Below are 22905 nucleotides of genomic sequence, written 5' to 3'. Positions count from 1 at the left end.
CCAACTTTTGCATCTGTAATGTTTTTCACCGAAGCATCATGCTAAAGGCTCATCGACTGACGGGGAGCTGATTATGAGTAATGTTATTGAAAATCAAATTGATGGCGGCTGCTTGTCAGCTGAGGAAACAGGAAATAAACGCCGTAATATTGTTGTCCGTTTATGGCTAAAAGCATACAGATGGGCAAAGCGTTGGAATGAGAGGCGCAAAGCAGCCAATACGCTGGCAAGACTGAATGGCGATCAGCTAAAGGATATCGGTCTACGCCGGGATGATATCAAGCGAGACTACAGCCGTCCGTTCTGGCGCTGAGCTGGGTTAAGGAGAGTAGAACATGAGGAGGGAGGCTATAGAAACCTCATCTCAGCGGCATGCTGCGCCCCATAACGGGCTCACAAAAAAAGAGGTGGCAAAGACTACCGCCACCAAAAGTCAAAGTCATAGGAAAAGGGAAGGGTTAATGACAACGTGGCAATGACTGAATTTGTAGGGGGCGCAACATGTGGCGCCCCTTGCGCCATCGCAGCCTAGTTAAGGGTAAAGCTTATATTTTTCCCGCAGCTGCAAATAGCTATCCACCCCGGGTTGCCACTGGGCCTCGATGAATTTAACCGTTTCATCAACAGACAGCTTTCTTTCGCTTGCGTCATTCAGCAACGTAACCAGTTTGCTGGTGCCGGTGAGCTTGGCCAGCCACTGGGGGCGTATCAAGAAGAACTCCTCCTGATAATCGAGGTACTGCGCTTCTTTTGCTGCAGGGATCACCATCTCATAGCCCGCAGTCTTGAACTTGAACCACCAGTCGACCAGATAACGTATCGTTGGCTTAACCTGGCCGATGTCGGTAGCGGTCAAAATCTCCCCGCACACTTCCTTTCCGGCCTGTGGCCAGCCGGTTTTCTGCTGGTTGATATCCACCTGATAGCAGGTATTGACGTAAAACTGGCGCGTAGGAAAACCCAGTTGTTCAAATGGATGGTCTGAACCTCTGCCCATATTAACGCTGGTGGCTTCAAACAGGCCCAAAGAAGGGTAGAGATGGATGGCCAGATCGCTGCGCAGGTTCGGCGATGGCCGTACTGGCAGTGAATAAGGGGTGTCATGGGTATAGTTAGCCATGCCGATCACCATCAGGTCTTTAGCAGGGAACTGATAGTCTTTGATGCCAAAGGCTTGCCAGTTGGTATCGTTGAAATTTGTCAGCCAACCCTCGCCGGTGATCATGCGGGCAAACTCCCCCGAGGTGAGCCCGTGCACCATCGGTATCGGATGCATACCAATCCCCGAGATGTTTGCCTCCTCGAGAATAGGGCCATATACATGGCTGCCGAGCGGGTTAGGTCGGTCGAATACCATCATTTTCTTGTGGTATTTTTGCAGGCTTTCCAGCATATGGTGCAGGGAAATGGTGTAGGTAAAGAAGCGAACGCCCACATCCTGGAGATCGTAAATAACGATATCGACATTGGCTAACTGTGCCTCGGTGGGATGGGCTCGAGACCGCCCATCCTCATCCCGGCCATACAAAGACACGATCGGCAGGCCGCTATGTTTATCGAGATGATTATCGTCGCCCAGCCCGGCATCGGCATTACCGCGAATACCGTGCTCTACCGAGAACAGAGTGGTCACGGTAAACTGATATTTATCCTGCTCGGAGAGCAATTTGTCGATGGTGTGGCGGCCCTGTCTGTTGATTGAGCTTTGGTTCACCATCAGGCCGACGCGCTGGTTTTTAAGCAGCGGCCCATAGATGTGTTCCTGATCGACGCCGAGCACTATGCCTGGTCCAGCGCTGGCATGGCCAGCGCTGATAGCCAACGACGAGCACAGGAATAATACCGTCAGTAGCAGGTGTCTCATTCCTTGTTTCCCTCCATTAATAGGGTCAAATACCCGTCAGAAGTTATGCCGCAGTTCCAACGCCCAGAACCAGAAGTTGTTGCTGGTTTTATCACCGTTCATCCAGGTTTGTTCCGGGCGGTAATAACTGTCGACAAACAGCGACGTTTGTTTGTTAAACGGATAGATTGCCTGGAAGCCGTAACGGCTACGGTCTTTCTCTTTATAAACCGTTTCCTGGTTTCTGGAGTCGCGGAAGCTTTGCGTCCCTTTAGTCAGTGCCAGGCGGGTATAAGGCATTAACATCACGCCACTGTCGAACTTGTAACGGTAAATCGCCCACAGGAAATGTTCCTTGTTATACAGCGTATTGACCAGTTGCTCATCAATATACAGATAGTTCAGCCAGAGGGAGTTTTTCTGGTTAAACGTCAGGTTTGCTCCCGCAAAGTGCTCATTGATCTGGCTCCAATCGCGTTTGTAAACCCCATAATCTCCTTTTGCCCGCGCATAATCCAACTTGCGGTCAATCAGGCGGAAAGAGAGGCTGGCATTAAAGCTCAGGCTATCAGAGTATTTGTAATAGGCTTGCGGACGGATCCAGATCTCGTGCCGCTCCTCGCCCTTGCGGATATCCCCTTTGTATTCCGGTGCTGCCAGCGCTGGGTTGCTGATGGAAGGATAATGCCAGTTGTCGTTACGATAACCGAGGCGTAATTTGGTGTTGCCAGTTTTTCCTCCCAAAGTGAAGGGAAACGTTCTGGTGACGCCTGCCTGCCAACGAGTGCGGTCATATTCTGGCGTATTGTCCAGATAGGTTTTCAAAAATTGGACATCATACAGCCACAATGAATCATTCTGGTAAATAAAGGCACCGACATAAGGCGAGGTTGCTACGCTGCCACGGATATATTTCCAGCGGTCGTCACTGTCTATCTCTTGCTCGGTACCAATATAGGTATCGAAGCGCCAGGTTTGCTGTTTAATTTTATCCTGTGCTTCTTTCTTTTCTTTTTCTATTTGCTGAATGCGTTTATTGAGTTTGATGATCTCCTGATCATAATCGGTCTCAGACTCATCAGCCAATACCGGTTGTGCCATGAGAATAGCACTGAAAATCACTAGCCCTGTTAAGATCTTCATGTTTTACCTTCAGAGATATTATAATGCCGTTAATCCGTAACCGCGTGGGTAGAGCACGTTATTATTATCTGGTGTTTTAATATCAACCGGTAATTTACCGTGAGGCGTTGCAAGACTATCCCCTGTAGGCCCCTTGAACAGCGTTCTTAAACCACTGCGAATGTTGGTTTCCAGGCTGTTGCGGACGTTATTGGTCACATCAAAACCGGTGATGCCATAAATCGCAATATTGGCCTTTACGTCAGATAAATAGGCAATGTCATACGGGTTGCGCGTAGCAATAACTACCAGAGGAATGTTTTGCTTATTGGCGACGTCGATGATGCGCTGGGCATTGACTGGGTTGAGCTTCAGGTTGTAGGTGGCCAGGATAACCAACTGCTGACCTTGCAGTTGCTGCTCAATTTCTTCTGTCGTTAATGTATCCTGATCCAGCTTAACCACCTGATCATTTACGTTTAATCCCACTTTCAACTCATTGGCAATCTGGCCCAGATGCTTGTTGATTAACTCATTGCGTGGGCCTTCGTCCGAAAAGACCATGATGTTGTTTTGTGGTTTCAGCGTATAAGGTAGAACCTGCTCATTTTTGATCAGCGTAATGGCCTGCTCTGAAATGGCGTTTTCCAGATCCTTGTGCGCCTTGGAGGCGACAATCCTTTCAGCCGTGGCAGCATCATGAGGCGCAGGGGAGATGCGCTTACTGAGCTTGGTATAAATCACCCGCTGCGCAGAATCTTCAATGCGTTGCTTCAACACTGGGTCTTTTTCCGCTTCTGCCTGCAAATAAGCATACAGTTCGCCGAGTTGTTCAATGCTGGCGCTGTCTTTAATCCCTATTGGCATCAAGACGATATCATTACCGGCTAAAATAGCCTGCTTGATGGACCAATGACGATCAAAATTGCCGGTAATGGCCCCCATGTCCATGGCATCCGTCAGGATCAGCCCGTCAAACTTGAGTTGATTACGCAGGGTATCGGTCAAGATCGCTTTGGATAAGGTCGCCGGGGTACCGATTTTCTCTCCCTTGATGTTGGTCAGGATGGTGCTATCAAGCGCTGGCACCACCACATGGGCGGTCATAATGGCATCGGTATCGGGCATTACGTCGACAAAGGGTTTCAGTTCGGTCTGTTGCCATGAAGCCTTATCCGTGTTGACGCTGGGGAGTGCAAAATGGGTATCTGAGGCGACGTTGCCGTGCCCGGGGAAGTGCTTCAGAGAGGTGAGCACCGGATATTGGTGAATACCTTCGATATAACTGCGAGCTAATTGCCCAACCAGAATAGGATCGTCGGAATAAGAGCGAACGCCGATGACTGGATTATTCTGGTTGTTATTGACATCCACTACCGGCCCAAAGTTAAAGTTAAACCCAAGGCTGGTTAACTCATAACCATGAATATTCCCGGCTTGTTTGGCTAAATCGGCCACACCGGTAGCACCCAAGGCCATATTACCCGGCATCTCGGTGCCCACACGTAGACGAGTAACATATCCGCCTTCCTGATCGGTACTGATAAACAGTGGTAAATTAGTCCGTGCGTGCTGGAAATTATTAATCAACTCAACCGTTTGTGGGGTATTAATCAGGTTTTCACGGAACAGGATCACCGAGCCTAAATGATAGTCCGTCATCATTTTACTGACGTTGGTATTCATCTCGGTAAAAGGGGTTTTGCTTTCGCTGCCGTTTTCATCCCAGGAACGAATGTCCACCATCAACATTTGCCCGAGTTTTTCCGCCAAACTCATGTCGGCAATGATCTTTTCAGTCGCGCCTTTGGGGGAGAGCCACATCTCTTTTAGTTGGGCTTCTGGAATAGCGGCAGCATAGCTTCCGGCACTAAATAAAAAGATGGCCGGTATTATTTTTTTCATGGGATGACTCCGAGGTATCAATTTCCGGCGATTGTACATTCCAAAGCAGGTAATAAAGTGATAATTATCACAGTTGATCGATTCGTGTTTGTGATGCGTAAAGGAATAATGCCGGTTTTTTATACCAGCATTGTATCGCGCAGCTTGATTGGTAAAGGGGGCGAGCAAAGAATAACCCTTTAAGGGCAAGAATATCTTGCGATAATTATTTTAATCTCGTCATAAAAAGTTAAGATAATTCTTGTCATTGTTTTAATGGTATTCGGTTTTTTCTGGGGGTCAGTCGTCCAGGTTATTAATGGTCATGCTCGCATTCAGCACCAGAGGTTTGGCGCTCTCCTTGCGTCGTTGCATTAACGCCAGGAAAATCAGATCCGTCAGGGTATTTTGTGCGGTTCTGGACGAAATCGAAGAACTCCGCCACTCGTTTTCATCAGAGACACTTTCCAATACATAATCGGCTATTTTGGCTAAAGGATTATCTTTGCTGCCGGTTAAGGCGACCACTGTCGCTCCCTGTGCTTTTGCCATGGAGGCGGCGATATGCATATCTTTCCTGCGGCCACTGAAAGAAATCACGATTTGTACGTCTTTGGCGGTTAGCGCCTGCGCGGTGGCAATCTGGACGTGAAGGTCGGCTTCTACCAGGCTCAGGATACCGATCTTTTGTAATTTATAGCTCAGATCTTTGGCGGTGAGGCCAGAGCCCCAAATGCCGACGATCTGCACGCGCTGGGCGTTATCGATGGCATCGACCACCTGTTGGAAAATGGCGAAATTGATCCTTTTTGTCGTCTCGACGATCGCGGCATTCTTCTCATGGGCCAGCTTTTGTGCCACAACCATCAATGAATCTTCCGACGAGATGGCGTTATGCAAGGCCTTGTGCGGAGAGGATTTGAACAGGTTATTTCTACCCAGCTCTTCACTGATGGCAATTTTCAGGGCAGGGAAGCCTTTCATACCGATTTTCTGGCTAAACTTGACGATGGCAGACTGGCTGACCCCCGCATCTTCAGCAAACTGGGAAGAAGACATGCCCAGGACGGCTTCCGGGTTATCAAGGATATATTTAGCGATTTTTTGCTGGTTTTCGGCCAGGCTTGGCAACAACCAGGTGATTTCGTTCAGGACTGACATCAACAATATCTCCACTGTGTGTAATAGATTATTCCAGTTAGGGGGCTTTTCATTCCTTTGACTTATTCATTTGAAATTGTTGGAAATTAAAGTTTAAATGGCGGTTATTTTTCCGCTTTATTCCTGATTTAACTCTCGGCGAGAATAGATTTACCGTGACGATTATCACATTTGCCGAATAAATAATTCCTTAACATTGTCGAAAATCTTAACCCATTGGAAGCCCCTATGAAGATAAATTTAAGCCAGATGGTGACGGAAAGCCGCAACCCGGCCAGTTCGCAAATTGATACGCTGCCCACACTGGATATGCTCGCCGTGATCAACAGCGAAGACCAAAAAGTGCCGCTGGCGGTAGCCGCCACCTTGCTAGAAATCGCCAGGGTAGTGGATCTGGTGGTAGACGCTTTTGCCTGCGGTGGCCGATTGATTTATTGCGGTGCGGGTACTTCTGGCCGGTTGGGGATCCTGGATGCCAGTGAGTGCCCACCAACATACGGTACGCCGCGTGAGCAGGTGGTTGGGCTGATCGCAGGGGGCCATGCCGCGATTTTGCAGGCAGTGGAAAATGCCGAAGATAGTCCGCAAATGGGCGAGCAGGATCTGCGTAATCTCGGTTTCAACGCGCGTGATGTATTGGTCGGCATCGCAGCGAGCGGCCGCACCCCTTATGTGCTGGGGGCAATAGCTTATGCCCGTAGCGTTGGGGCGACTGCCGTAGCTATCTCATGCAATCCGAATAGCGAAATGGGTCAGGCAGCCGATATCGCGATTGAACCGGTGGTAGGCCCAGAAGTGGTGACAGGTTCATCACGGATGAAAGCGGGAACGGCGCAGAAGTTAATCCTGAATATGATCACCACCGGGGCGATGATCCGCAGCGGCAAGGTATACAGCAACCTGATGGTCGACGTGGAAGCCACCAACGCCAAGCTGATACAGCGCCAGGTCAATATCGTGGTCGAAGCCACGGAGTGCAGCCCTGAAGAGGCGGAAGAAGCACTTAATCAATGTCAGCGCCACTGCAAAACCGCGATTGTGATGATCCTCGGCGGCTTGTCTGCACCTGAGGCCAGCGCGGTTTTGAGTAAAAACAAAGGGTTTATCCGTCAAGCACTGCAAGGGATACAGGCATAACCATGGCGAAAATAACCGTTCCGATGATAGAGCAAATTTTACTTCTGGTAGGTGGCAGTAAAAATATCATTATCTGCGGTAACTGCATGACCAGGCTGCGTCTGACGTTAAAAGATCGTCTGCAAATACGGCTTGATGAGTTAAAGAAGATCCCTGGCGTGATGGGGGTAGTTAACGGCGACGATCAACTGCAGGTTATCCTCGGCCCTGGCAAAGCGCAAACTGCCAGCGAGATGATGAATGCGTTGTTAACGGCGCAGCCGCAGCAGGAACGGGGGAGTGCCGAGCAAGCTGACTTGCAGGCCCTGGCAAGTGAAAACAAGCAGCAGATGAAAGCCAAGCAAAATAGCGCGGTGCATAATTTCCTGACCAAATTTGCCACGATCTTTACGCCGCTGATCCCAGGTTTTATTGCCGCAGGGCTGTTGTTGGGGATTGCCACCCTGATGCAGCAAACGCTGATCGTGGAGGGAGTGGCACCGGCCGCATGGCTCAAAGGGCTGATCGCTTACATGAAAGTGTTCAGCATCGGTTTGTTTACCTTCCTCAGTATCCTGATTGGCTTTAACACTCAGAAGGCCTTTGGTGGCACCGGAGTTAACGGTGCGATCATCGCTTCGCTGTTTGTTTTACGCTATGTACCGGAAGGAACTACCGGCTACTACGCAGGCATGAGCGACTTTTTTGGGCTGGCGATCGACCCACGCGGTAACATTATTGGGGTGCTACTGGCCTGTATCTTGGGCGCATGGATCGAAAGGCAGGTGCGCCGGGTGATCCCCGATAATCTGGATATGATCCTGACTTCTTCAATTACCCTGCTGATCACTGGCGCCATTACCTTTGTGGTGATTATGCCGGTTGGCGGTGAGTTGTTTAAGGGCATGTCATGGCTGTTTATGCACCTGAACGGTAACCCGTTCGGTACCGCCATTCTGGCCGGGTTGTTCCTGATCGCTGTTGTGTTCGGCATTCATCAGGGCTTTGTGCCGGTTTACTTTGCCTTGATGGATGCGCAGGGCTTTAACTCGCTGTTCCCTATTCTGGCGATGGCCGGTGCAGGGCAGGTGGGGGCGTCACTGGCGCTGTTTGCTCGCTCTCCTAAAGGCTCTTTGCTGCGTACCCAGATTAAAGGTGCCATTTTCCCCGGCCTGCTGGGGATTGGTGAGCCGCTGATTTACGGCGTAACCTTACCGCGCCTGAAGCCCTTCGTTACCGCCTGTCTGGGTGGTGCGGTCGGTGGGTTCTTTATCGGTCTGGTTGCCTGGATGGGGTTGCCGGTGGGGCTGAATACGGTGTTTGGCCCTTCGGGTCTGGTGTCGATTCCATTAATGACCTCAGCCAAGGGAATTTTCGCCGGCATGTTGGTTTATGTCGCCGGTATATTGATCTCCTATCTCGCCGGATTTATTCTGACCTGGTTGTTTGGCAGTAAAGATGTTGATTTAAGCTGATTTAATTTGTTTTAACTTGTTTTTGGTTGATTTAATACTCTCATCACACGATGGCCCGGTTTACCGGGCCAGACACTCCTAAGCGGGTACGCTAAAACGGGCGCCACATGCTGCGCCCATCCAATAATTAATGACTTAGCCAGCGTCGAACCTACATTCAGCCCCCTGAAAATTCAACAGTATTGCCATTGAGTTTGCGATTTCTGCTGTTCATCAAACAGATAATTTTAAAATTAAACTATGTTAAGAGATTAATTTTTTATTAAAAAAAGAATTAAATATCACATTATTAGATCATAAAACAATTAAATTGATAGATTTGCTACGTCACGATAATCTCCTTTATATCAATGGTTATAAGTTAATACATGAAATCTAGAGCGGGTTTTAGATATTCAAGGGGTGAGAGAGGGAGCATCGCTATGGCAGCGTCGGCCAAAATAATCAAAGTTCTGATAATCGATAGGGATAACTATTTTATAGCTGGGCTGCGCCGAGTCATTTCTGATTTTTACCGCAGCAAAGACATCTCAGTACAATTCATCGATCGGCATGTGGCTGATTTTTCGGCAGATATCATTTTTCAAACGATCGATTATGGCGCCAGGTTTAACGTTTGGCGCTCTCTACCCTCGGGAGCGCCGAGCCCGTTAGTTTTTCTGATCCGGGACCAAAGAAATGGCTTGCTATCACATCTATTTAAATCGGCACGAAAAAACGGGACGTTAGATCGAAATCAACCGATTGACGTGGTCAAGAACATGCTCGAAGAGGCGATATCTATGCAAGGGTGTCTGCCTCCGAAAACAACGCTAGGCACCCAGGGCTTTACCCTCCGTGAAAGTGAAGTGCTGCGCTACCTGATACAAGGTAAATCGCACGAAGAAACGGCAAATGTGATGAGGCTTAACGTCAAAACGGTAAGTGGGTATAAGCGTTCAGCGATGAGAAAACTGAATTTCAAGCGCAACCAAGAATTATTCCACTGGTTGTTACAAGGCGGGTTATCCAGCTCAGAGAGGAAAATGTAAAGTATGAGTTATCTTATTTGACTTCAGGCCCCTGGACCTTGTTACAATTAGGGTGACTAGCCCCCCCCCCCTAAATTGAAGAGTGATAGGCATAAAAGAGCAATACCGCCGCTCTTGGCACTGAAGTTTATTTTATCAGGTGAAAAAATGCGCCATCCACACAGTCCTTTACCATTGGCTAGCCCAATGGGGCTATCTTTATTGCCTCTAGGGTTACTACTGATTTGGCTGATATTTCTTAGCCCGCTCGCCCTACCTAATATGGGCGGAAGCGGCCTGAAACTACCGCAAAATATCCTGACTTGGGCGGTGATGGCTGCCGTCACTGCCACCCTCTGGTTGACACTACCGGCTAACTCTCCCATCTCCCTTAGCGTAACGGCTCGTTGGCTGCTGCTGGCCGTGGTGATCCTGGCAATTCCCCTATTATATACCTCTCCCCATTGGCAGGGTGCTGGGCTGGCACGCTGGCTTGGGTTGGCTGGCGGTTGGGTTTTTTACGTCTCATGGATGCAATATCGCCCACCACACTTTACCCGCCATTGGCTATTTTACGCCATTCTGCTGGCCGCTGTATTCCAGGGGGTGATCGCCCTGTTGCAATTGACCTTACCGGGAACCGTACCGGCTTGGTATGACTACCCAATGAAAAACGGTCGGCCTTATGGGGTTTTCCAACAGGTGAATGTGCTGGCCAGCTTTATCGCTTGCGGATTGGCACTGGCATTGATGCTCTTGTTGTTGCCTGATTTTTCCTTAACTCAGCCAAAAGCAGAACGAGGCAGACGATATTCCTTGGGGTTGGTGCTGGTGCTGTTCCCCGCGTTATTGGTGTGGTTACAGTCACGGATAGGCTGGCTTGGCGGCGGTATCAGCGGGGCGCTGTTGCTCTGGTTGGGATGGCGGCAGGCAAAAAAGCTTACGGGGATCGCAACTGGTTTAATGCTTGTTGGTATCACTATTGCCCTGATTTTTCAAATAAATGGAGGCGTTGAAACGGTTGAACACGCCGCGTCAAATCAGGCCCGGCTGATCATGTTGCAGGACAGCCTAAAGATGATTGTCGAAAAGCCTTGGCTGGGTTGGGGTTATGGCGGATTCGAATACGGCTTTCAGCACTATCGTCTGGCTGCCGGATTATCCACATTGGGTCTTGGCGTGGTGCGCCATCCGCATAATGAAATCTTGCTTTGGTGGGTTGAAGGGGGCATAGCTGCCTTGGCAGGCATGGCGATCTTACTCTGTGCTGGTTTCAGGCTGTTCTGGCTATCTTGGCGAAAACACGGTGCAAGCCTGGCGCTGGCCATCGCGCTGCTCCCTTTGCTGTTACATAGCCAAACGGAATATCCGTTTGTGCTGTCTAGCGCACATTGGGCCATTTTTTTACTGCTGCTGGCTCAGTGGGATCGTCAAACCGATAAGGCCACAGAACGCACTACTTTTCCTTTGATAACTCCCTCATTTTTACGAGCTGTAGTGCCCATGGCTTCAGCCGTCGTTTTCATAGTGGCCAGTATTGGGCTCTATGCCAATTTGTCTTTAACCGCCGTTGAACGTAATCACTTCGCGGATATTCAGCCCGCTCGCCGTGCGATGGCGTTTGATCCCTGGGTGAATACCGAACGTTGGCATTACGATCAACAGACCCATGCGTTGCTACTGTATAACCAGACCCGCGATCCCCGCCTGCTTGAAAACTATGCCCAATGGGCTCAGGGCTATCTTGCACGTCGGATCGATAAAAATGTTTATGCCTCATGGTTAGCTATCGCGCAATATCAGCAGGATACCGCCACCTACCGGCGTTTACACCAGGAAGCAAAGGCATTATTTCCCACTGACCCACGGTTTTTAACCGATTTGCCTGAGTGAATAGTGATAAGTTTACACCGATCGGTGATTCAGTTGAATGAGAGTGGCTAACGCCTCAACAGCTTGAAGGGCGAAAACCGGCCAAACGTGCTGGCGTCATGAAAAATCGCTTACCTAGTGTAAGCGATTAGATCGAGAGTGAAAAATGAAATGGTGGAGCTTATTTTTCCGAACGTACACAGACAAATAAAGGATTAGAAAGCTCCTGTAACAACATGCCATTATGATTGACCGCTGTTAAGTTAGTATAAAACTCAGTCCCTTGGACCTTCGAAAGTATGTATTGCTGCCATAATCCCAGTGGCAACTCATCATTCTTGTTGATCTCTTCACGTGTAATTTTAGTTTTATTCGTACCCTCTAACTCTGACGGGGTACTTGTAAAGAAAAGCTCTCTATTGACAAGGTATTCGCGACCAGCGTGTTTCACCGAACCAGTAAAAGATAGTACACCTTCATTATGTAAAGTGAAAATGATATTGACATTCAAATTCAAATCCACTTTATCCTCCCCCTGTTCGATATGTGAGATTGACTGAGCATCACAGCGAAATGGTCGTATTTGATGATGGTGATAATAGAAGAGACCACTCACAATAAATGCAATAAGAAGGGGGGCTAGGATTATTTTCATTTTGATCCTACTTAACGATTTTGTAAGTTGTGCAATGTTGATATCGGGCGGTACCATTATTTCTGCATACTGCCATGAATCGCACCTTTAAGAGACTGTTGACGGGGCGTGAATCGGCATAATAAATATCAGCGGCCTCATCTATACACTCTATCCCTTGACTCTCTATCATATCATTAGCATTACTAACGAAGTCAGATGGTTGCTTGGCGTTGCTCAAACCGTAGATATTACACATCCCTATGGTGGTCACCAGACGAAGCGTTTCGCTTTTAGGCAACATGAAGAAAATAATGCTGGCTATCACCGCGATCCCAATGGAACTGGCAAGCAATAAACGGATTTTCTGTTTCTTTTCTCTATTTTCCAGTTTTTCTAACCGTGATACCAAGCGTGATCCCATAGATAAATGGGGGGCGTCAAGCACCGGCTCCATGGTATCTATCACTACTTTAGTGGCTTCTTTTTTATATTTTACTAACGGATGAATCTCTGCCTCCATCTTGAAACCGGTTCGAGGCACGGTGATGATAATTTCTTGATGAAGCCCCAAGCTGGTAAACGCCTTTCTTAACTCACTAATACTATTGCTTAAATTACCTTTTGATGGTGAAAAGCCATAATCTTCCCATACCCTTTTGATAAGTTCCTCTCGAACCAGAGTGGTGTGATTATGTTCAATCAACTCAGATAACAGGCGAGTTGCTGGCTTTGATAATTCGACCGACAGTTGGGCATCATTTTTCAACGAGAGATTACGCGTAACCGGATCAAATGCAATAATAGTATTTATTATATATATCATGGCGATGATTAATTCCTTAGGTGTCAATATCTAACAAAACCGCACTGTTAAGATTAGTCTTGTTTTATCTTTTTGGGGAATTTAATTAGGTTTTATCATGAAGTCAACATTTAGTTTTGAAATTTTTTTTACATAAAATTCACCGCTTTTTCAATTTTGATCATTCACTTCACAAGGCTTCATTCCTTTTCATTATTGGATTTAAATTCTTAATTTTATAAAATTAATGATATTTAAATCCAAATAAATCAATTAAACAGAATTAAATTCCGATTGGCTCGGTGTCACGGTAAGATTTATCTCGTCAACAAGCTTCAACGAGATGCAGGTAAATGGGGGGCTTGGCTTCCCTGCGGTTGTGCGAGTGAACTGATGACAACGTCAATTAGGATAAACTGTTTTATTAAAGGATAAGTAATAATGAAATTGAACAAAATCATGCTGGCTGTGGTAATGGCTCTGGGTACTATCTCTATGGCTAACGCGGCAAACCAAGGTTCAGGTACCGTGACCTTTAAAGGTTCAATTATTGATGCACCATGCTCTATTGAGTCAGGTAGCAAGGATCTGGTCGTTGAGTTGGGCGATATCGCCTCCGGACAGTTGAAAAACGGTGGCAAGTCTACGCCACAAGATATTCTGATCAAGCTGGTCGGTTGTGATGTGAAAACGGCTAAAGACGTGACCACGACCTTCAGCGGTACCGAGTCCGTAGCGGTTCCAGGGTTGCTGGCAATGAAAGGGTCTGCGAGTGGTGCCAGCATCGCTATCTCCGACATCGATGGTAAACTGCTGCCGCTGACCAAAGCTAGCAAAGCGAAGAAAATTGAAAACGGTCAGGCGACTCTGCGCTTCAGCGCCCACCTGCAAGGCGATGGCGCTTCAGCTGTCATCACCCCGGGTGAGTTTAAAACTATTGCTGACTTTACCCTGGCGTACCAGTAAGCCCACAGCGATTTATTTGCACGGTTAATTGCATGCGGGATAACCCGCATGCTGCTCATTAACTGCTCGGGCTATCGTTATGCGGGGATAGAGTATGTATTCACAGCGTAGCAAAAGGATATTGCACAGTTCGGTATTAATTAACCTGTTGCTGTGTTCGCCTTTGGCGCTATCTACCAATCAGTGGCATGGCGAGGTTACTGTAAATGGCAGGATTATCAACTCCGCCTGCACCATTGATACCGAAAATGTTGATCAAACGATAACTATAGCGACGCTGCCAATTAGTTATATTGTTAATAATGGTCTGAGCGATTGGCATGCTTTTAATATTAAATTGGAGAATTGCTTTTTGGAGGGTTTCAATCCTGAACTTGATCATTGGCAATATTTTTCCGTGACTTTTTACGGTAGAGACGATGCGGGTCTGTTTGGCATTGATGGTAATGCTAAGGGTTTTGCTCTACAAATTTCTGATGGCCAAGGAAACATCATTATGCCAGGTGTTCCGACGGTTAGAAATAAACTTGAACCGGGCACTATGAGATTTAACTATGGCCTGAGGCTAGTAGGTAATAACTCGGTAATGAAAGCGGGTAGTTATTATTCTACTGTACATTATCAGATGGACTATTTCTAATTCAATTTTAACTCTGTAAATACGCATTGAATAACTATTGATAAGGATTTGCGGATGTCAACCACATCGACATATGACCGTATAGGGAAAATACGACCGCGGATCCTGGGGTTGTTGATATCACTTATTCTGTCGGGGAATACCGCTTACGGGGCGGCTGCTGACATTGAATTTAATACCGATATTCTGGATGTTACGGATCGCGCCAATATTGACCTGCAGCAGTTTTCTCGCGGTAACTTTATCATGCCTGGCGATTATCTGTTTGCCGTGCATATCAATAAACAGACATTAACCGATCAGCCGGTAGCGTTTTACCCGCCGGATGACGATGCCAAAGGCAGTGAAGCCTGCATTACACCGCAGTTGGTTGAACAATTGGGGTTAAAAGAATCCGCATTATTGAAATTGGCCTGGTGGCACCAAAACCAGTGTCTGGATCTCCGCAGTCTGGAGGGGATGGAAGTGCGCGGCGATTTAGGCGCGGCTGCGCTGTATCTGAATATTCCGCAGGTTTACCTGGAATACACTGCAGAAAACTGGGACCCGCCTGCGCGCTGGGACGAGGGGATCCCTGGCCTGCTGTTTGACTACAGTCTGAATGCGCAAGGCCAGCGTAATCAGAAACAGGGCACACAGAGCTATAACATCAGTGGGAACGGGACTCTGGGCGGCAACATTGGAGCTTGGCGACTGCGTGCCGACTGGCAATCGCGCCTGGATCATCAAGGCGGTTCTGGCGAGCAGACTAACACCAGTTGGGATTGGAGCCGTTATTACGCCTACCGTGCTCTGCCGAGGCTGGCGGCCAGGCTGACGATGGGGGAGGATTTTTTAAACTCCGACATCTTCGACAGTCTCCGCTTTGCCGGTGCCAGTCTGGTGACCGATGACAACATGCTGCCACCCAACCTGCGCGGCTATGCGCCTGAGGTGACCGGTGTGGCGCGAAGTAATGCCAAGGTGATTATTCGCCAGCAGGGCCGGGTGCTGTACGAGACCCAGGTCGCGGCGGGTCCGTTCCGCATTCAGGACATTAACGACGCGGTCACCGGTCAGTTGGATGTGCGGGTAGAAGAGCAGGACGGTAGCGTGCAGGAGTTTAAAATGGACACCGCCAGTATCCCGTATCTGACCCGGCCCGGCTCGGTGCGTTACAAAGTAGCGGCCGGTCGTCCTACTAACTGGCAGCACCAGAGCAATGGACCTCTGTTTGGTACCGGTGAGTTTTCCTGGGGCGTCAGCAACGGCTGGTCTCTGTATGGCGGTGGGGTAGCGGGCGGCGATTACAACGCACTGGCACTGGGGATGGGGCGCGATCTGATGATGTTCGGCGCACTATCGTTCGACGCCACCCAGTCGCGCGCCAATCTGCCGCAACAGGGCACGCTGAGCGGCGGTTCATACCGCCTAAGTTATTCCAAACGCTTCGACGACTATGACAGCCAGGTGACTTTTGCTGGCTATCGCTTCTCGCAGCGCAACTATATGTCGATGGGCGAATACTTGGATGCACGCAGCGACGGCTCACGAACCAACAGCAGTAAGGAGATGTATACCATCACCTTTAACCAGCAGTTCCGTGATCTTGGGGTAAGCGCTTATCTGAACTATAACCACCAGACCTATTGGGATCGGCCAGCCAACGATCGCTATAACCTGACATTGTCGCGTAATTTCGATCTGGGCCGTTTCAGGAATATCAGCCTGTCGCTAACCGGTTACCGCAACAGATATAACGGCAACAATGACGATGGTATGTACCTGTCGTTGTCATTACCGTGGGGTAGCAACGGTTCGCTGAGCTATAGCAGCAGTTATAGCCGGAATGATAATACCCATCAGGTAGGGTATTACGACCGGCTTAACGAACGTGACACCTATCAGGTAAGTGCGGGCACTGCACGTAGCGGCGTTACCGGTAGCGGCTATTACAGCCACCGGGGCGATATCAGCCAGGTGAACGCCAGTGCCAGTTATCAGTCTGGGCAATACAGCTCGCTGGGGCTGTCGTTGCAGGGCGGTGCGACAGCCACCCCAAAAGGTGCTGCACTGCACCGCAGTAGCATGAGCGGCGGCACCCGCATGTTGCTGGATACCGATAGTGTGCCGGGTATCCCGATCCGTGGTTACAGCGCGCCTACCCTGAGTAATGCTTTCGGCAAAGCGGTGGTGGTGGACATCGGTAGTTACTACCGCAATCAGTTCAGCATCGATCTGAACGCACTGCCGGAAAACGCCGAAGTTAGCCAGAGCGTGGCGCAGGCTACACTGACTGAAGGCGCCATTGGCTATCGACATTTTGACGTGATCGCCGGCGAAAAGGCGATGGCGGTAGTGCGGTTGGCGGACGGTTCCGCACCGCCATTTGGTGCCACGGTGCACAACCGCAAGCAGCAGGAAGTGGGCATCATCAATGACGATGGTGAAGTGTACCTCAGTGGCATCAACGCCGGTGAGGCGATGAGCGTGAGTTGGAGCGGCGCGGAACAATGCGGCTTTACCCTGCCGCAGAGACTGTCGCTAAGCCAGATGGGTAATCTGTTACTGCCTTGCGGACCGCTGGCTAGTGGCAAGGCGTTAAAAACTTTTGAAGAGTAGAGAGTAATGAAAACCAACCATGTAGTGACATTAATTGCTGGCGGCTTAGCCTGCCTGTTGTGTGCTCAACAAGCGATGGCAGCCATTGCGCTGGATCGTACCCGGGTGATTTTCAACAGCGGTGACAAGTCGGTGAGTATGAGCATTAGCAATGAGAACAAGCAACTGCCTTACCTTGCACAGGGCTGGATCGAAGACGCCAACGGTAAAAAAATCACCAGCCCGTTGGCGGTATTACCACCGGTGCAGCGCTTGGAACCGGGTGCCAAAAGCCAGGTAAAAGTGCAAGGGTTGCCGGCCGCTAATACGTTGCCGCAAGACCGCGAAACGCTGTTCTACTTCAACCTGCGCGAGATCCCGCCAAAGAGCGACAAGCCCAACACGCTGCAACTGGCGCTACAAACCCGTATCAAATTGTTCTACCGGCCGAATGCGATTGCAGTGACCAATCCTGAGGCCAGCACACCGTGGCAGGAAAAGCTGACCTTGACCAAACTGGGTGATAGTTACCAAGTGAATAATCCGACGCCGTATTACGTAACTCTGGTGGGAGTCAGTAGCAAAAAAGGGGGAGACAGTGCCGCTGGCTTCGAGCCGCTGATGGTGGCACCAAAGGGGAGTGCACCGTTGAAGGTAGCCGCCTCGGCACTGGGTAACGCGCCGGTGCTGACCTACGTTAACGACTACGGTGGCCGCCCGCAGCTGATTTTTAGTTGTAGCGGCGCTAGCTGTCATGCGGTTGCGGGCCGTAAATAAGGTTCACGAAATAACCGATAGATAAGCGATGTGAAACAAAACCCCTGTGGTGGTACGGCACTGGTTACTTATGCCCAGGAGGTCGCCGCGGTGACACCTATTACACGCAGGTGGACATTCAGCTCAGCTATGACTAAGGGAAGTCGCATGAAAGCAAGGTTAAGACGGTATTTTCCCGGCTGTGGTTTAGCCGCGTTAATGTTGTTCGGTTCGCTAGCACAGGCGGCCAGCACCGTCATCAAAGTGACGGTGACCATCGTAGCGCCGCCACCATGCGAGATTAACAATAATGACCTGATCGAAGTGAGTTTCGGTAACGACGTGATGACCACCCGCATAGACGGCAGCTACAAGAAACGGCCGGTGGTGTACTCGATAGAGTGCAAAAACGCGCCGAATAATGCGATGAAAATGCAAATTCAGGGTATCGGCGCTGGCTTTGACGGCGACGTGCTGCAAACCGATAAGGACGATCTGGGGGTGGCGCTGTTGCGCGACGGCAATAGGCAGCCAATCAACACCTGGGTGAATTTTACCTACCCCAAGCTGCCAACGTTTGAAGCGGTCCTGGTCAAGCAGGCCGGGGCTACGCTAAGCGGTGGGACATTCTCCGCTGGGGCGACCATGAAAGTGGAATACCAGTGAAAGGGGCTGAGGCAATGGCGCGATATGGCAGTATTTTTCTGTTAATGGCCCTCGGTGGTCCGGCTGTGGCGGTGGACAACATGCGCTTTTCCGGCACCCTGATCGAGCCGCCGCCGTGTACCATCAACGACGGCGGCGAGGTGGAGGTTAGTTTCGGTACTCGTGTCGGGGTCAGCAAGGTGGATGGCGTTAACTACCTTAAGCCGGTGGGCTACCGAATCACCTGCGACCCCGGTGCCGGGGCCTGGAATATGACGCTGGAAGTGGTCGGCACCCCCGCGGATTACGACGAGGCGGCGATAGAGAGCAACGTAGACAGTCTGGCTATCCGTCTGCTGCAAAACGGCAAACTATTTACCCTCAATAAGCCGATCCCTATCAAGCTGAACTCTGTGCCAACGCTTGAGGCAGTGCCGGTCAAGCGACCGGGGGCTACCCTGAAAGAAGGCGCGTTTGAGGCGACAGCCACCCTGCTGGCGGTATACCAATGAGACGGAGAATAGCCATGGTTAATAAAGCCAACTGGTACGCGGCGGCAGGGCTACTGCTGTGTAGCCAACTGAGTATAGCCGCGGAGAATATGCGTCTACATGGTGCGCTGGTAGCGGAGCCCTGCGTGATCCCGCCGGGCGATGAAACGGTCGTGCTGGATTTTGACACAGTGATCGACAAGTACCTGTATCTGAACACCCGTACCCGCGGCCAGCCGTTCAAGCTGCATTTAGCGCAGTGTGATCTCAGTTTGGGCAATACGGTCAAGGTGACTTTCAGCGGTAATGAAAGCGCGGCGCTGCCGGGTCTGCTGGCGCTGAACGGTGGCAGCGAGACCAGTGGCATCGCCATCGGTATGGAAACCTCTCGGGGCGAACCGTTGCCGATTAACCAGCAAGGTAAAGCGCAGGCGCTGATGAGCGGGGCCAATATCCTGACGGCATATGCATTCGTGCAGGGTGAAGCGGACGCGCTGATGAATAAAACCATACAGCGTGGTCCGTTTAGCGCAGTGGCAACCTTTAGCCTGGAATATGAATAACAGCGCAGCGGCAGTGTGATGTGAAAGGGCAACGCATCTGTCGGAGTTATGCACTGCCACCATGCAGACGGCTTTTCTAACGCTCAGGAGGGGGAGATGCGCGATATAGGGATGAATTTTTGCTGTTTACCCGCGGCTGGCAACTGCGCTGCAGTGTTAAATGGCTGCATTAATTTTTTGACCGGGACCGTTTTGATACTCACTCAGACAAGACTCAACTGGTCAGGATTGCACAGGGTTTTGATTTGCTGGGCGTATGGTTTACCCCCACGGGGACCTCCCTAGCACCCAGAGCGCTGAAAAACCACCGCGCACGACGCTCGCGGCTTTACGAGCAGGCTCGAATGTAGAAACTGTCACCAACAGAGGCTGAGTTGCGGGTGCGGACGTATGAAGCACGGTGGGCAATATGGGCATAGAAGATGTTGGGGAATAATTTTGCTTGTCTATGACATACGGATTAATTAATCACATCCGAGCACTCACGGTCAAACGTGGGGGCCCGAGCTGCCTGATTTTCACATACTTCACAACAGTACACTTCATGACATACGCGAAACAAATGATCCGAGCAATATGCTGCGCAATACTACTTTTAAGTCTACTAACTGACGTCTGCCATGCCATGCTCTGGCCGGTGGTCACTGAGGTGAAGATCACTTCCTGCTGGCATGGCGGGCCGGGCTGTGGGACCAACGTGTACTACGAAGGAAGGGTTGAAATGCTGGAAGTGGGGACCCCAACTCAACCTCGCCAGTCCGCGCATAATATGTTCGAGATGTATGGCGTACATTGCGATGTCGGGCCAACGAATGGCTTGTTCAGCTCCTGCACCTGGGCCTCGTCCCATTCACCCCCCATCAATAACGGGTGTTCATACGCTCGGGCTGGCTCTTGGGAGCTCAAAGATCCATCGGCATGTCGCTTTGGCTCGACATGGGGGCCGCACGATGGGGCCGGCCCAGGAGCTGAGTGTGTAATGGCGGGTGTTACCCAATACCCAGCCCTCGTACTAGAAACTCCATTCGGGCCGCTCGATGCTACAACTGTCGCGAATAGCGGGTCCCGATACTGCGTAAAATCGTTGCCGCCGCAGACTGTATGTGAACTTGGTATTATCGATAACCTGACCCACGGCAACCTCCCGCCATCCGGTTCTGACACGAGGACGGTCACGACGACCGTAAACTGCGGAGCGACCCCAAAGGTGACCATAGTCGGTTCCAACGAACTGGAACTCGGTCCAGGACTGATAGCACGTTTGTCTGTTACAAGTCCGACCAGCGGCACACTGCGTGTCACCTCGACGGTGACTGCGGTAAACGCGGTTCCTGGCGACTATACAAGAAGCGTGGTGGTGGTAGTATCGCCGATGTGACAACGTGCCTCACTCGGATGCTAGCACCAACGTGGCGTGCGGTCTCTATGAACGCTGTAGGCATTTAGTGTGATCGGGGGGCGCCAGGCGGTCAACTGGCGTGAGACACCTCGGTCAGATCGTGGTTGGGACAGGATGCACTGGCTGGTATTCCTGCTGATGTTGGCCCTGTCACTGGCGGGGCTGTTCATTACGACGACCAACTCGGCGGATATGTGAAACTCGGTCAGCGAAGGTCAGTGGTTTATCATGTGCCTAGCTGGTACGGTATGCCCTTTAAGGATAGCAAGGAACAGGGAATGTTTGACATTATCAGCGATTTGGTAGGGATGGTAATCAGAATTATTTTTGGGATATTGGAAGCCATCTACGAACTTGTGAACTTCATTTATTCGTTTACCAAAGGGCATAAGCGAGCACGGGTGTTAATCACCGTATTGGTATTTTTGGCATTGCTCGGTCTGTTCTATTGGTGGATTGTTAATGCAAGCGCGGGTTAAGCCAATGATGATTTAAATGGGCGCAGCATGCTGCGCCCCTAGACGTCACAGCATCTATCAGACCTTACTGCCTTGCCCAACGCGGCCCCAAACCATCTCGCCCTTATGGAACGTGGCGGTTCTTGGGGAAATACGCGCTACCGCTTCGGCGGAGCAGGAGGCATCAACCAGCACAAAACTGGCATCGTCCTGGGCTTTCGGCCATACGCGCTCACCCTTATCATTCAGCGGCAAGACGTCACCGGTGGCAAGGGCCAACGAACGTGACAGGGTTCCCTCATTCGGGCGGACGTAAAGCTGAGCGTAAAGGTTGGCTTTCTCCAACATGTCGCCCAAACCATACGGCGACCAGTGGTCGATCACGCTGTCGGTGCCGGTCATCAAAAACACGCCTTTCTCACGCAGTTGGCTGAGCGGCATGTGCATAGTGCCAATGGGTACCGTGGTGGCAATGGTGATCTGCTGTGCCGCCATGCGGGTGGCGATCTCATCCACCTGTTGCTCATTCATCATTGCCAGCGCAAAGGCGTGGCTAATGGTTAGCTTGCCCTTTAACTGTGGCGTTTTCTCAACGGTTGCTACCATGTAATTCACCGCCGCAATGCCTGCCGGACTGGTTTCGTGCAGGTGGATGTCCACCCCTTTGTTATAATCCAGCGCGATCTGGAACATGCTATCGAGCGACTTTTCCATGGCGCCATCGACGTTGGTCGGGTCCAGCCCACCAACGTAGTGCGCTCCTGCCTGCATTGCCTCACGCATCAGCGGCTCTGATTTTGAATACAGCAAGCCATGCTGTGGGAACGCGACAATCTCGCAGTCAAAGCCAGATTTGCGACGTGCCAGCACTTCTTGCAGGTTCTCCAGGTTTTTCAGGCCGGAGGTCGGCTCAACGTTGCAATGGCTGCGAGCGGTGGTGGAACCGTAAGACTGAATCAAATCGATCAGCTTTTCGGCCCGCTCTTGGGTATAAGGTTGCAGTTCCGGCAACAGCTTCTGCTCCAGCCGAATCATATCTTTGATGGTGGTGCCCGCTGGGCGATTCAGCGAACGCCATGGGCCGCCGTAAAAGGTTTTGTCCAGATGGATGTGCATATCACGCATGGCGGGCAGCATCAGTTTGCCGCCAGCGTCGTAAACCGGCAGCGCGCTGTCTGCATGCTGGCGGTTATCGCGCAACGCAACGATCTTGCCCTGGTTGATCTCCAGCGTTTTCAGTTCGGTGCGAGTGCTGACCGGGGTTGCCCCGTCAAACTCAAAACCCGCCTCTAGCAGCACGTTATCCAGATAATAGTGCTGATCGGTAATTTTCATGCGCTGGTCTGCCTCACAGTTCGCGGTTGCCGGGTTAGCAGCATAACCGACGGAGGAGGTTGCGCCCAATAGTGCGCAGGCCGCAGCTACTTTGCCACTATGGCTTAAAAACTCACGGCGGCTTTTGTTCTCATTCATCTGTTGTTGCCT

At 50.5% G+C, this 22905-nt stretch carries 20 protein-coding genes; 13 read left to right on the top strand and 7 right to left on the bottom strand.

The annotated features are described in order from the left end of the window. Nucleotides 1–73: 73 nt before the first annotated feature. Nucleotides 74–313 (top strand): DUF1127 domain-containing protein, encoded by a 240-nt coding sequence (locus tag IMQ33_RS22650; protein WP_186528525.1) that lies wholly within the window; start codon nucleotides 74–76, stop codon nucleotides 311–313. Nucleotides 314–532: 219 nt separating this feature from the next. Here the strand turns inward: IMQ33_RS22650 and IMQ33_RS22645 are convergent, their stop codons facing one another. The 4 genes from IMQ33_RS22645 to IMQ33_RS22630 form a co-directional block, all read right to left on the bottom strand. Beyond that, the gene (locus tag IMQ33_RS22645) at nucleotides 533–1864 is read right to left on the bottom strand and encodes an exo-beta-N-acetylmuramidase NamZ domain-containing protein (RefSeq protein WP_196062759.1); all 1332 of its coding nucleotides are present in this window, start codon (nucleotides 1862–1864) and stop codon (nucleotides 533–535) included. A gap of 36 nt (nucleotides 1865–1900) precedes the next feature. Beyond that, a complete protein-coding gene (locus IMQ33_RS22640) occupies nucleotides 1901–2986 on the bottom strand; it encodes a hypothetical protein (RefSeq protein ID WP_065686347.1) in 1086 nt (361 codons plus the stop codon). Nucleotides 2987–3004: 18 nt separating this feature from the next. Beyond that, entirely contained in the window at nucleotides 3005–4870 is a 1866-nt protein-coding gene (locus IMQ33_RS22635) for a glycoside hydrolase family 3 protein (protein ID WP_196062758.1), read from the bottom strand. A 279-nt stretch (nucleotides 4871–5149) separates the two neighbouring features. After that, nucleotides 5150–6010 carry an SIS domain-containing protein gene (locus IMQ33_RS22630; protein ID WP_196062757.1) on the bottom strand — a complete coding sequence of 287 codons (861 nt, stop codon included), beginning with the start codon at nucleotides 6008–6010 and terminating at the stop codon, nucleotides 5150–5152. 228 nt (nucleotides 6011–6238) lie between these two features. Between IMQ33_RS22630 and murQ the strand changes: the two genes are divergently transcribed. The 4 genes from murQ to IMQ33_RS22610 all read left to right on the top strand — a co-directional run bounded on the left by murQ (nucleotide 6239) and on the right by IMQ33_RS22610 (nucleotide 11504). Continuing rightward, nucleotides 6239–7147, top strand: a complete 909-nt coding sequence (gene murQ, locus IMQ33_RS22625) for an N-acetylmuramic acid 6-phosphate etherase (protein ID WP_196062756.1) — start codon at nucleotides 6239–6241, stop codon at nucleotides 7145–7147. 2 nt (nucleotides 7148–7149) lie between these two features. Next, a complete protein-coding gene (gene murP, locus IMQ33_RS22620) occupies nucleotides 7150–8601 on the top strand; it encodes a PTS N-acetylmuramic acid transporter subunit IIBC (protein WP_196062755.1) in 1452 nt (483 codons plus the stop codon). A gap of 422 nt (nucleotides 8602–9023) precedes the next feature. Further along, entirely contained in the window at nucleotides 9024–9632 is a 609-nt protein-coding gene (locus IMQ33_RS22615) for a LuxR C-terminal-related transcriptional regulator (protein ID WP_196062754.1), read from the top strand. Nucleotides 9633–9779: 147 nt separating this feature from the next. Next, nucleotides 9780–11504 (top strand): PglL family O-oligosaccharyltransferase, encoded by a 1725-nt coding sequence (locus IMQ33_RS22610; protein WP_196062753.1) that lies wholly within the window; start codon nucleotides 9780–9782, stop codon nucleotides 11502–11504. Nucleotides 11505–11664: 160 nt separating this feature from the next. Here IMQ33_RS22610 and IMQ33_RS22605 read toward each other — a convergent pair whose 3' ends face one another. Continuing rightward, complete coding sequence (locus IMQ33_RS22605) at nucleotides 11665–12138, bottom strand: hypothetical protein (protein ID WP_196062752.1); 474 nt, start codon at nucleotides 12136–12138, stop codon at nucleotides 11665–11667. Between the two features lie 7 nt (nucleotides 12139–12145). Further along, nucleotides 12146–12943: a winged helix-turn-helix domain-containing protein gene (locus IMQ33_RS22600; protein ID WP_196062751.1), complete on the bottom strand. Its 798-nt coding sequence runs from the start codon at nucleotides 12941–12943 to the stop codon at nucleotides 12146–12148. Between the two features lie 420 nt (nucleotides 12944–13363). On the opposite strand from IMQ33_RS22600, the gene IMQ33_RS22595 reads away from it, so the two are divergent. From IMQ33_RS22595 to IMQ33_RS22560, 8 genes are all read left to right on the top strand, one after another. After that, the gene (locus tag IMQ33_RS22595; RefSeq protein ID WP_141131531.1) at nucleotides 13364–13888 is read left to right on the top strand and encodes a fimbrial protein; all 525 of its coding nucleotides are present in this window, start codon (nucleotides 13364–13366) and stop codon (nucleotides 13886–13888) included. Nucleotides 13889–13982: 94 nt separating this feature from the next. After that, nucleotides 13983–14528, top strand: coding sequence for a fimbrial protein (locus tag IMQ33_RS22590; protein WP_196062750.1), 546 nt, complete (start codon nucleotides 13983–13985; stop codon nucleotides 14526–14528). Between the two features lie 54 nt (nucleotides 14529–14582). Further along, on the top strand, nucleotides 14583–17129 hold the full coding sequence (locus IMQ33_RS22585) for an outer membrane usher protein (RefSeq protein WP_196062749.1): 2547 nt from the start codon (nucleotides 14583–14585) through the stop codon (nucleotides 17127–17129). 6 nt (nucleotides 17130–17135) lie between these two features. After that, nucleotides 17136–17885, top strand: a complete 750-nt coding sequence (locus tag IMQ33_RS22580) for a fimbria/pilus periplasmic chaperone (protein WP_141131537.1) — start codon at nucleotides 17136–17138, stop codon at nucleotides 17883–17885. A 147-nt stretch (nucleotides 17886–18032) separates the two neighbouring features. Beyond that, a complete protein-coding gene (locus tag IMQ33_RS22575) occupies nucleotides 18033–18530 on the top strand; it encodes a fimbrial protein (protein WP_196062748.1) in 498 nt (165 codons plus the stop codon). A 14-nt stretch (nucleotides 18531–18544) separates the two neighbouring features. Beyond that, complete coding sequence (locus tag IMQ33_RS22570) at nucleotides 18545–19021, top strand: fimbrial protein (RefSeq protein ID WP_196062747.1); 477 nt, start codon at nucleotides 18545–18547, stop codon at nucleotides 19019–19021. A 14-nt stretch (nucleotides 19022–19035) separates the two neighbouring features. Beyond that, on the top strand, nucleotides 19036–19563 hold the full coding sequence (locus IMQ33_RS22565) for a fimbrial protein (RefSeq protein ID WP_141131541.1): 528 nt from the start codon (nucleotides 19036–19038) through the stop codon (nucleotides 19561–19563). A gap of 1503 nt (nucleotides 19564–21066) precedes the next feature. Then, complete coding sequence (locus IMQ33_RS22560; RefSeq protein ID WP_141131543.1) at nucleotides 21067–21441, top strand: hypothetical protein; 375 nt, start codon at nucleotides 21067–21069, stop codon at nucleotides 21439–21441. A gap of 57 nt (nucleotides 21442–21498) precedes the next feature. On the opposite strand, the gene IMQ33_RS22555 is transcribed toward IMQ33_RS22560, so the two are convergent. Next, nucleotides 21499–22893, bottom strand: a complete 1395-nt coding sequence (locus tag IMQ33_RS22555; protein ID WP_196062746.1) for an amidohydrolase family protein — start codon at nucleotides 22891–22893, stop codon at nucleotides 21499–21501. Between the last annotated feature and the right edge of the window lie 12 nt (nucleotides 22894–22905).

It is taken from the genome of Serratia sp. Res13-Sevr-LER1-36-b, from assembly GCF_015673035.1.
In the GTDB taxonomy this organism is placed as follows: domain Bacteria; phylum Pseudomonadota; class Gammaproteobacteria; order Enterobacterales; family Enterobacteriaceae; genus Chania; species Chania fonticola_C.
Note: the sequence above shows the minus strand (reverse complement) of the source record. Positions and strands in the feature narration are given on the sequence as shown.

Bases quoted from the DNA above. Each gene is read 5' to 3' on its own strand.
- IMQ33_RS22650 (WP_186528525.1), top strand. From the start codon at position 74: ATGAGTAATGTTATTGAAAATCAAATTGATGGCGGCTGCTTGTCAGCT.
- IMQ33_RS22645 (WP_196062759.1), bottom strand. From the start codon at position 1,864: ATGAGACACCTGCTACTGACGGTATTATTCCTGTGCTCGTCGTTGGCT.
- IMQ33_RS22640 (WP_065686347.1), bottom strand. From the start codon at position 2,986: ATGAAGATCTTAACAGGGCTAGTGATTTTCAGTGCTATTCTCATGGCA.
- IMQ33_RS22635 (WP_196062758.1), bottom strand. From the start codon at position 4,870: ATGAAAAAAATAATACCGGCCATCTTTTTATTTAGTGCCGGAAGCTAT.
- IMQ33_RS22630 (WP_196062757.1), bottom strand. From the start codon at position 6,010: ATGTCAGTCCTGAACGAAATCACCTGGTTGTTGCCAAGCCTGGCCGAA.
- murQ (WP_196062756.1), top strand. From the start codon at position 6,239: ATGAAGATAAATTTAAGCCAGATGGTGACGGAAAGCCGCAACCCGGCC.
- murP (WP_196062755.1), top strand. From the start codon at position 7,150: ATGGCGAAAATAACCGTTCCGATGATAGAGCAAATTTTACTTCTGGTA.
- IMQ33_RS22615 (WP_196062754.1), top strand. From the start codon at position 9,024: ATGGCAGCGTCGGCCAAAATAATCAAAGTTCTGATAATCGATAGGGAT.
- IMQ33_RS22610 (WP_196062753.1), top strand. From the start codon at position 9,780: ATGCGCCATCCACACAGTCCTTTACCATTGGCTAGCCCAATGGGGCTA.
- IMQ33_RS22605 (WP_196062752.1), bottom strand. From the start codon at position 12,138: ATGAAAATAATCCTAGCCCCCCTTCTTATTGCATTTATTGTGAGTGGT.
- IMQ33_RS22600 (WP_196062751.1), bottom strand. From the start codon at position 12,943: ATGATATATATAATAAATACTATTATTGCATTTGATCCGGTTACGCGT.
- IMQ33_RS22595 (WP_141131531.1), top strand. From the start codon at position 13,364: ATGAAATTGAACAAAATCATGCTGGCTGTGGTAATGGCTCTGGGTACT.
- IMQ33_RS22590 (WP_196062750.1), top strand. From the start codon at position 13,983: ATGTATTCACAGCGTAGCAAAAGGATATTGCACAGTTCGGTATTAATT.
- IMQ33_RS22585 (WP_196062749.1), top strand. From the start codon at position 14,583: ATGTCAACCACATCGACATATGACCGTATAGGGAAAATACGACCGCGG.
- IMQ33_RS22580 (WP_141131537.1), top strand. From the start codon at position 17,136: ATGAAAACCAACCATGTAGTGACATTAATTGCTGGCGGCTTAGCCTGC.
- IMQ33_RS22575 (WP_196062748.1), top strand. From the start codon at position 18,033: ATGAAAGCAAGGTTAAGACGGTATTTTCCCGGCTGTGGTTTAGCCGCG.
- IMQ33_RS22570 (WP_196062747.1), top strand. From the start codon at position 18,545: ATGGCGCGATATGGCAGTATTTTTCTGTTAATGGCCCTCGGTGGTCCG.
- IMQ33_RS22565 (WP_141131541.1), top strand. From the start codon at position 19,036: ATGGTTAATAAAGCCAACTGGTACGCGGCGGCAGGGCTACTGCTGTGT.
- IMQ33_RS22555 (WP_196062746.1), bottom strand. From the start codon at position 22,893: ATGAATGAGAACAAAAGCCGCCGTGAGTTTTTAAGCCATAGTGGCAAA.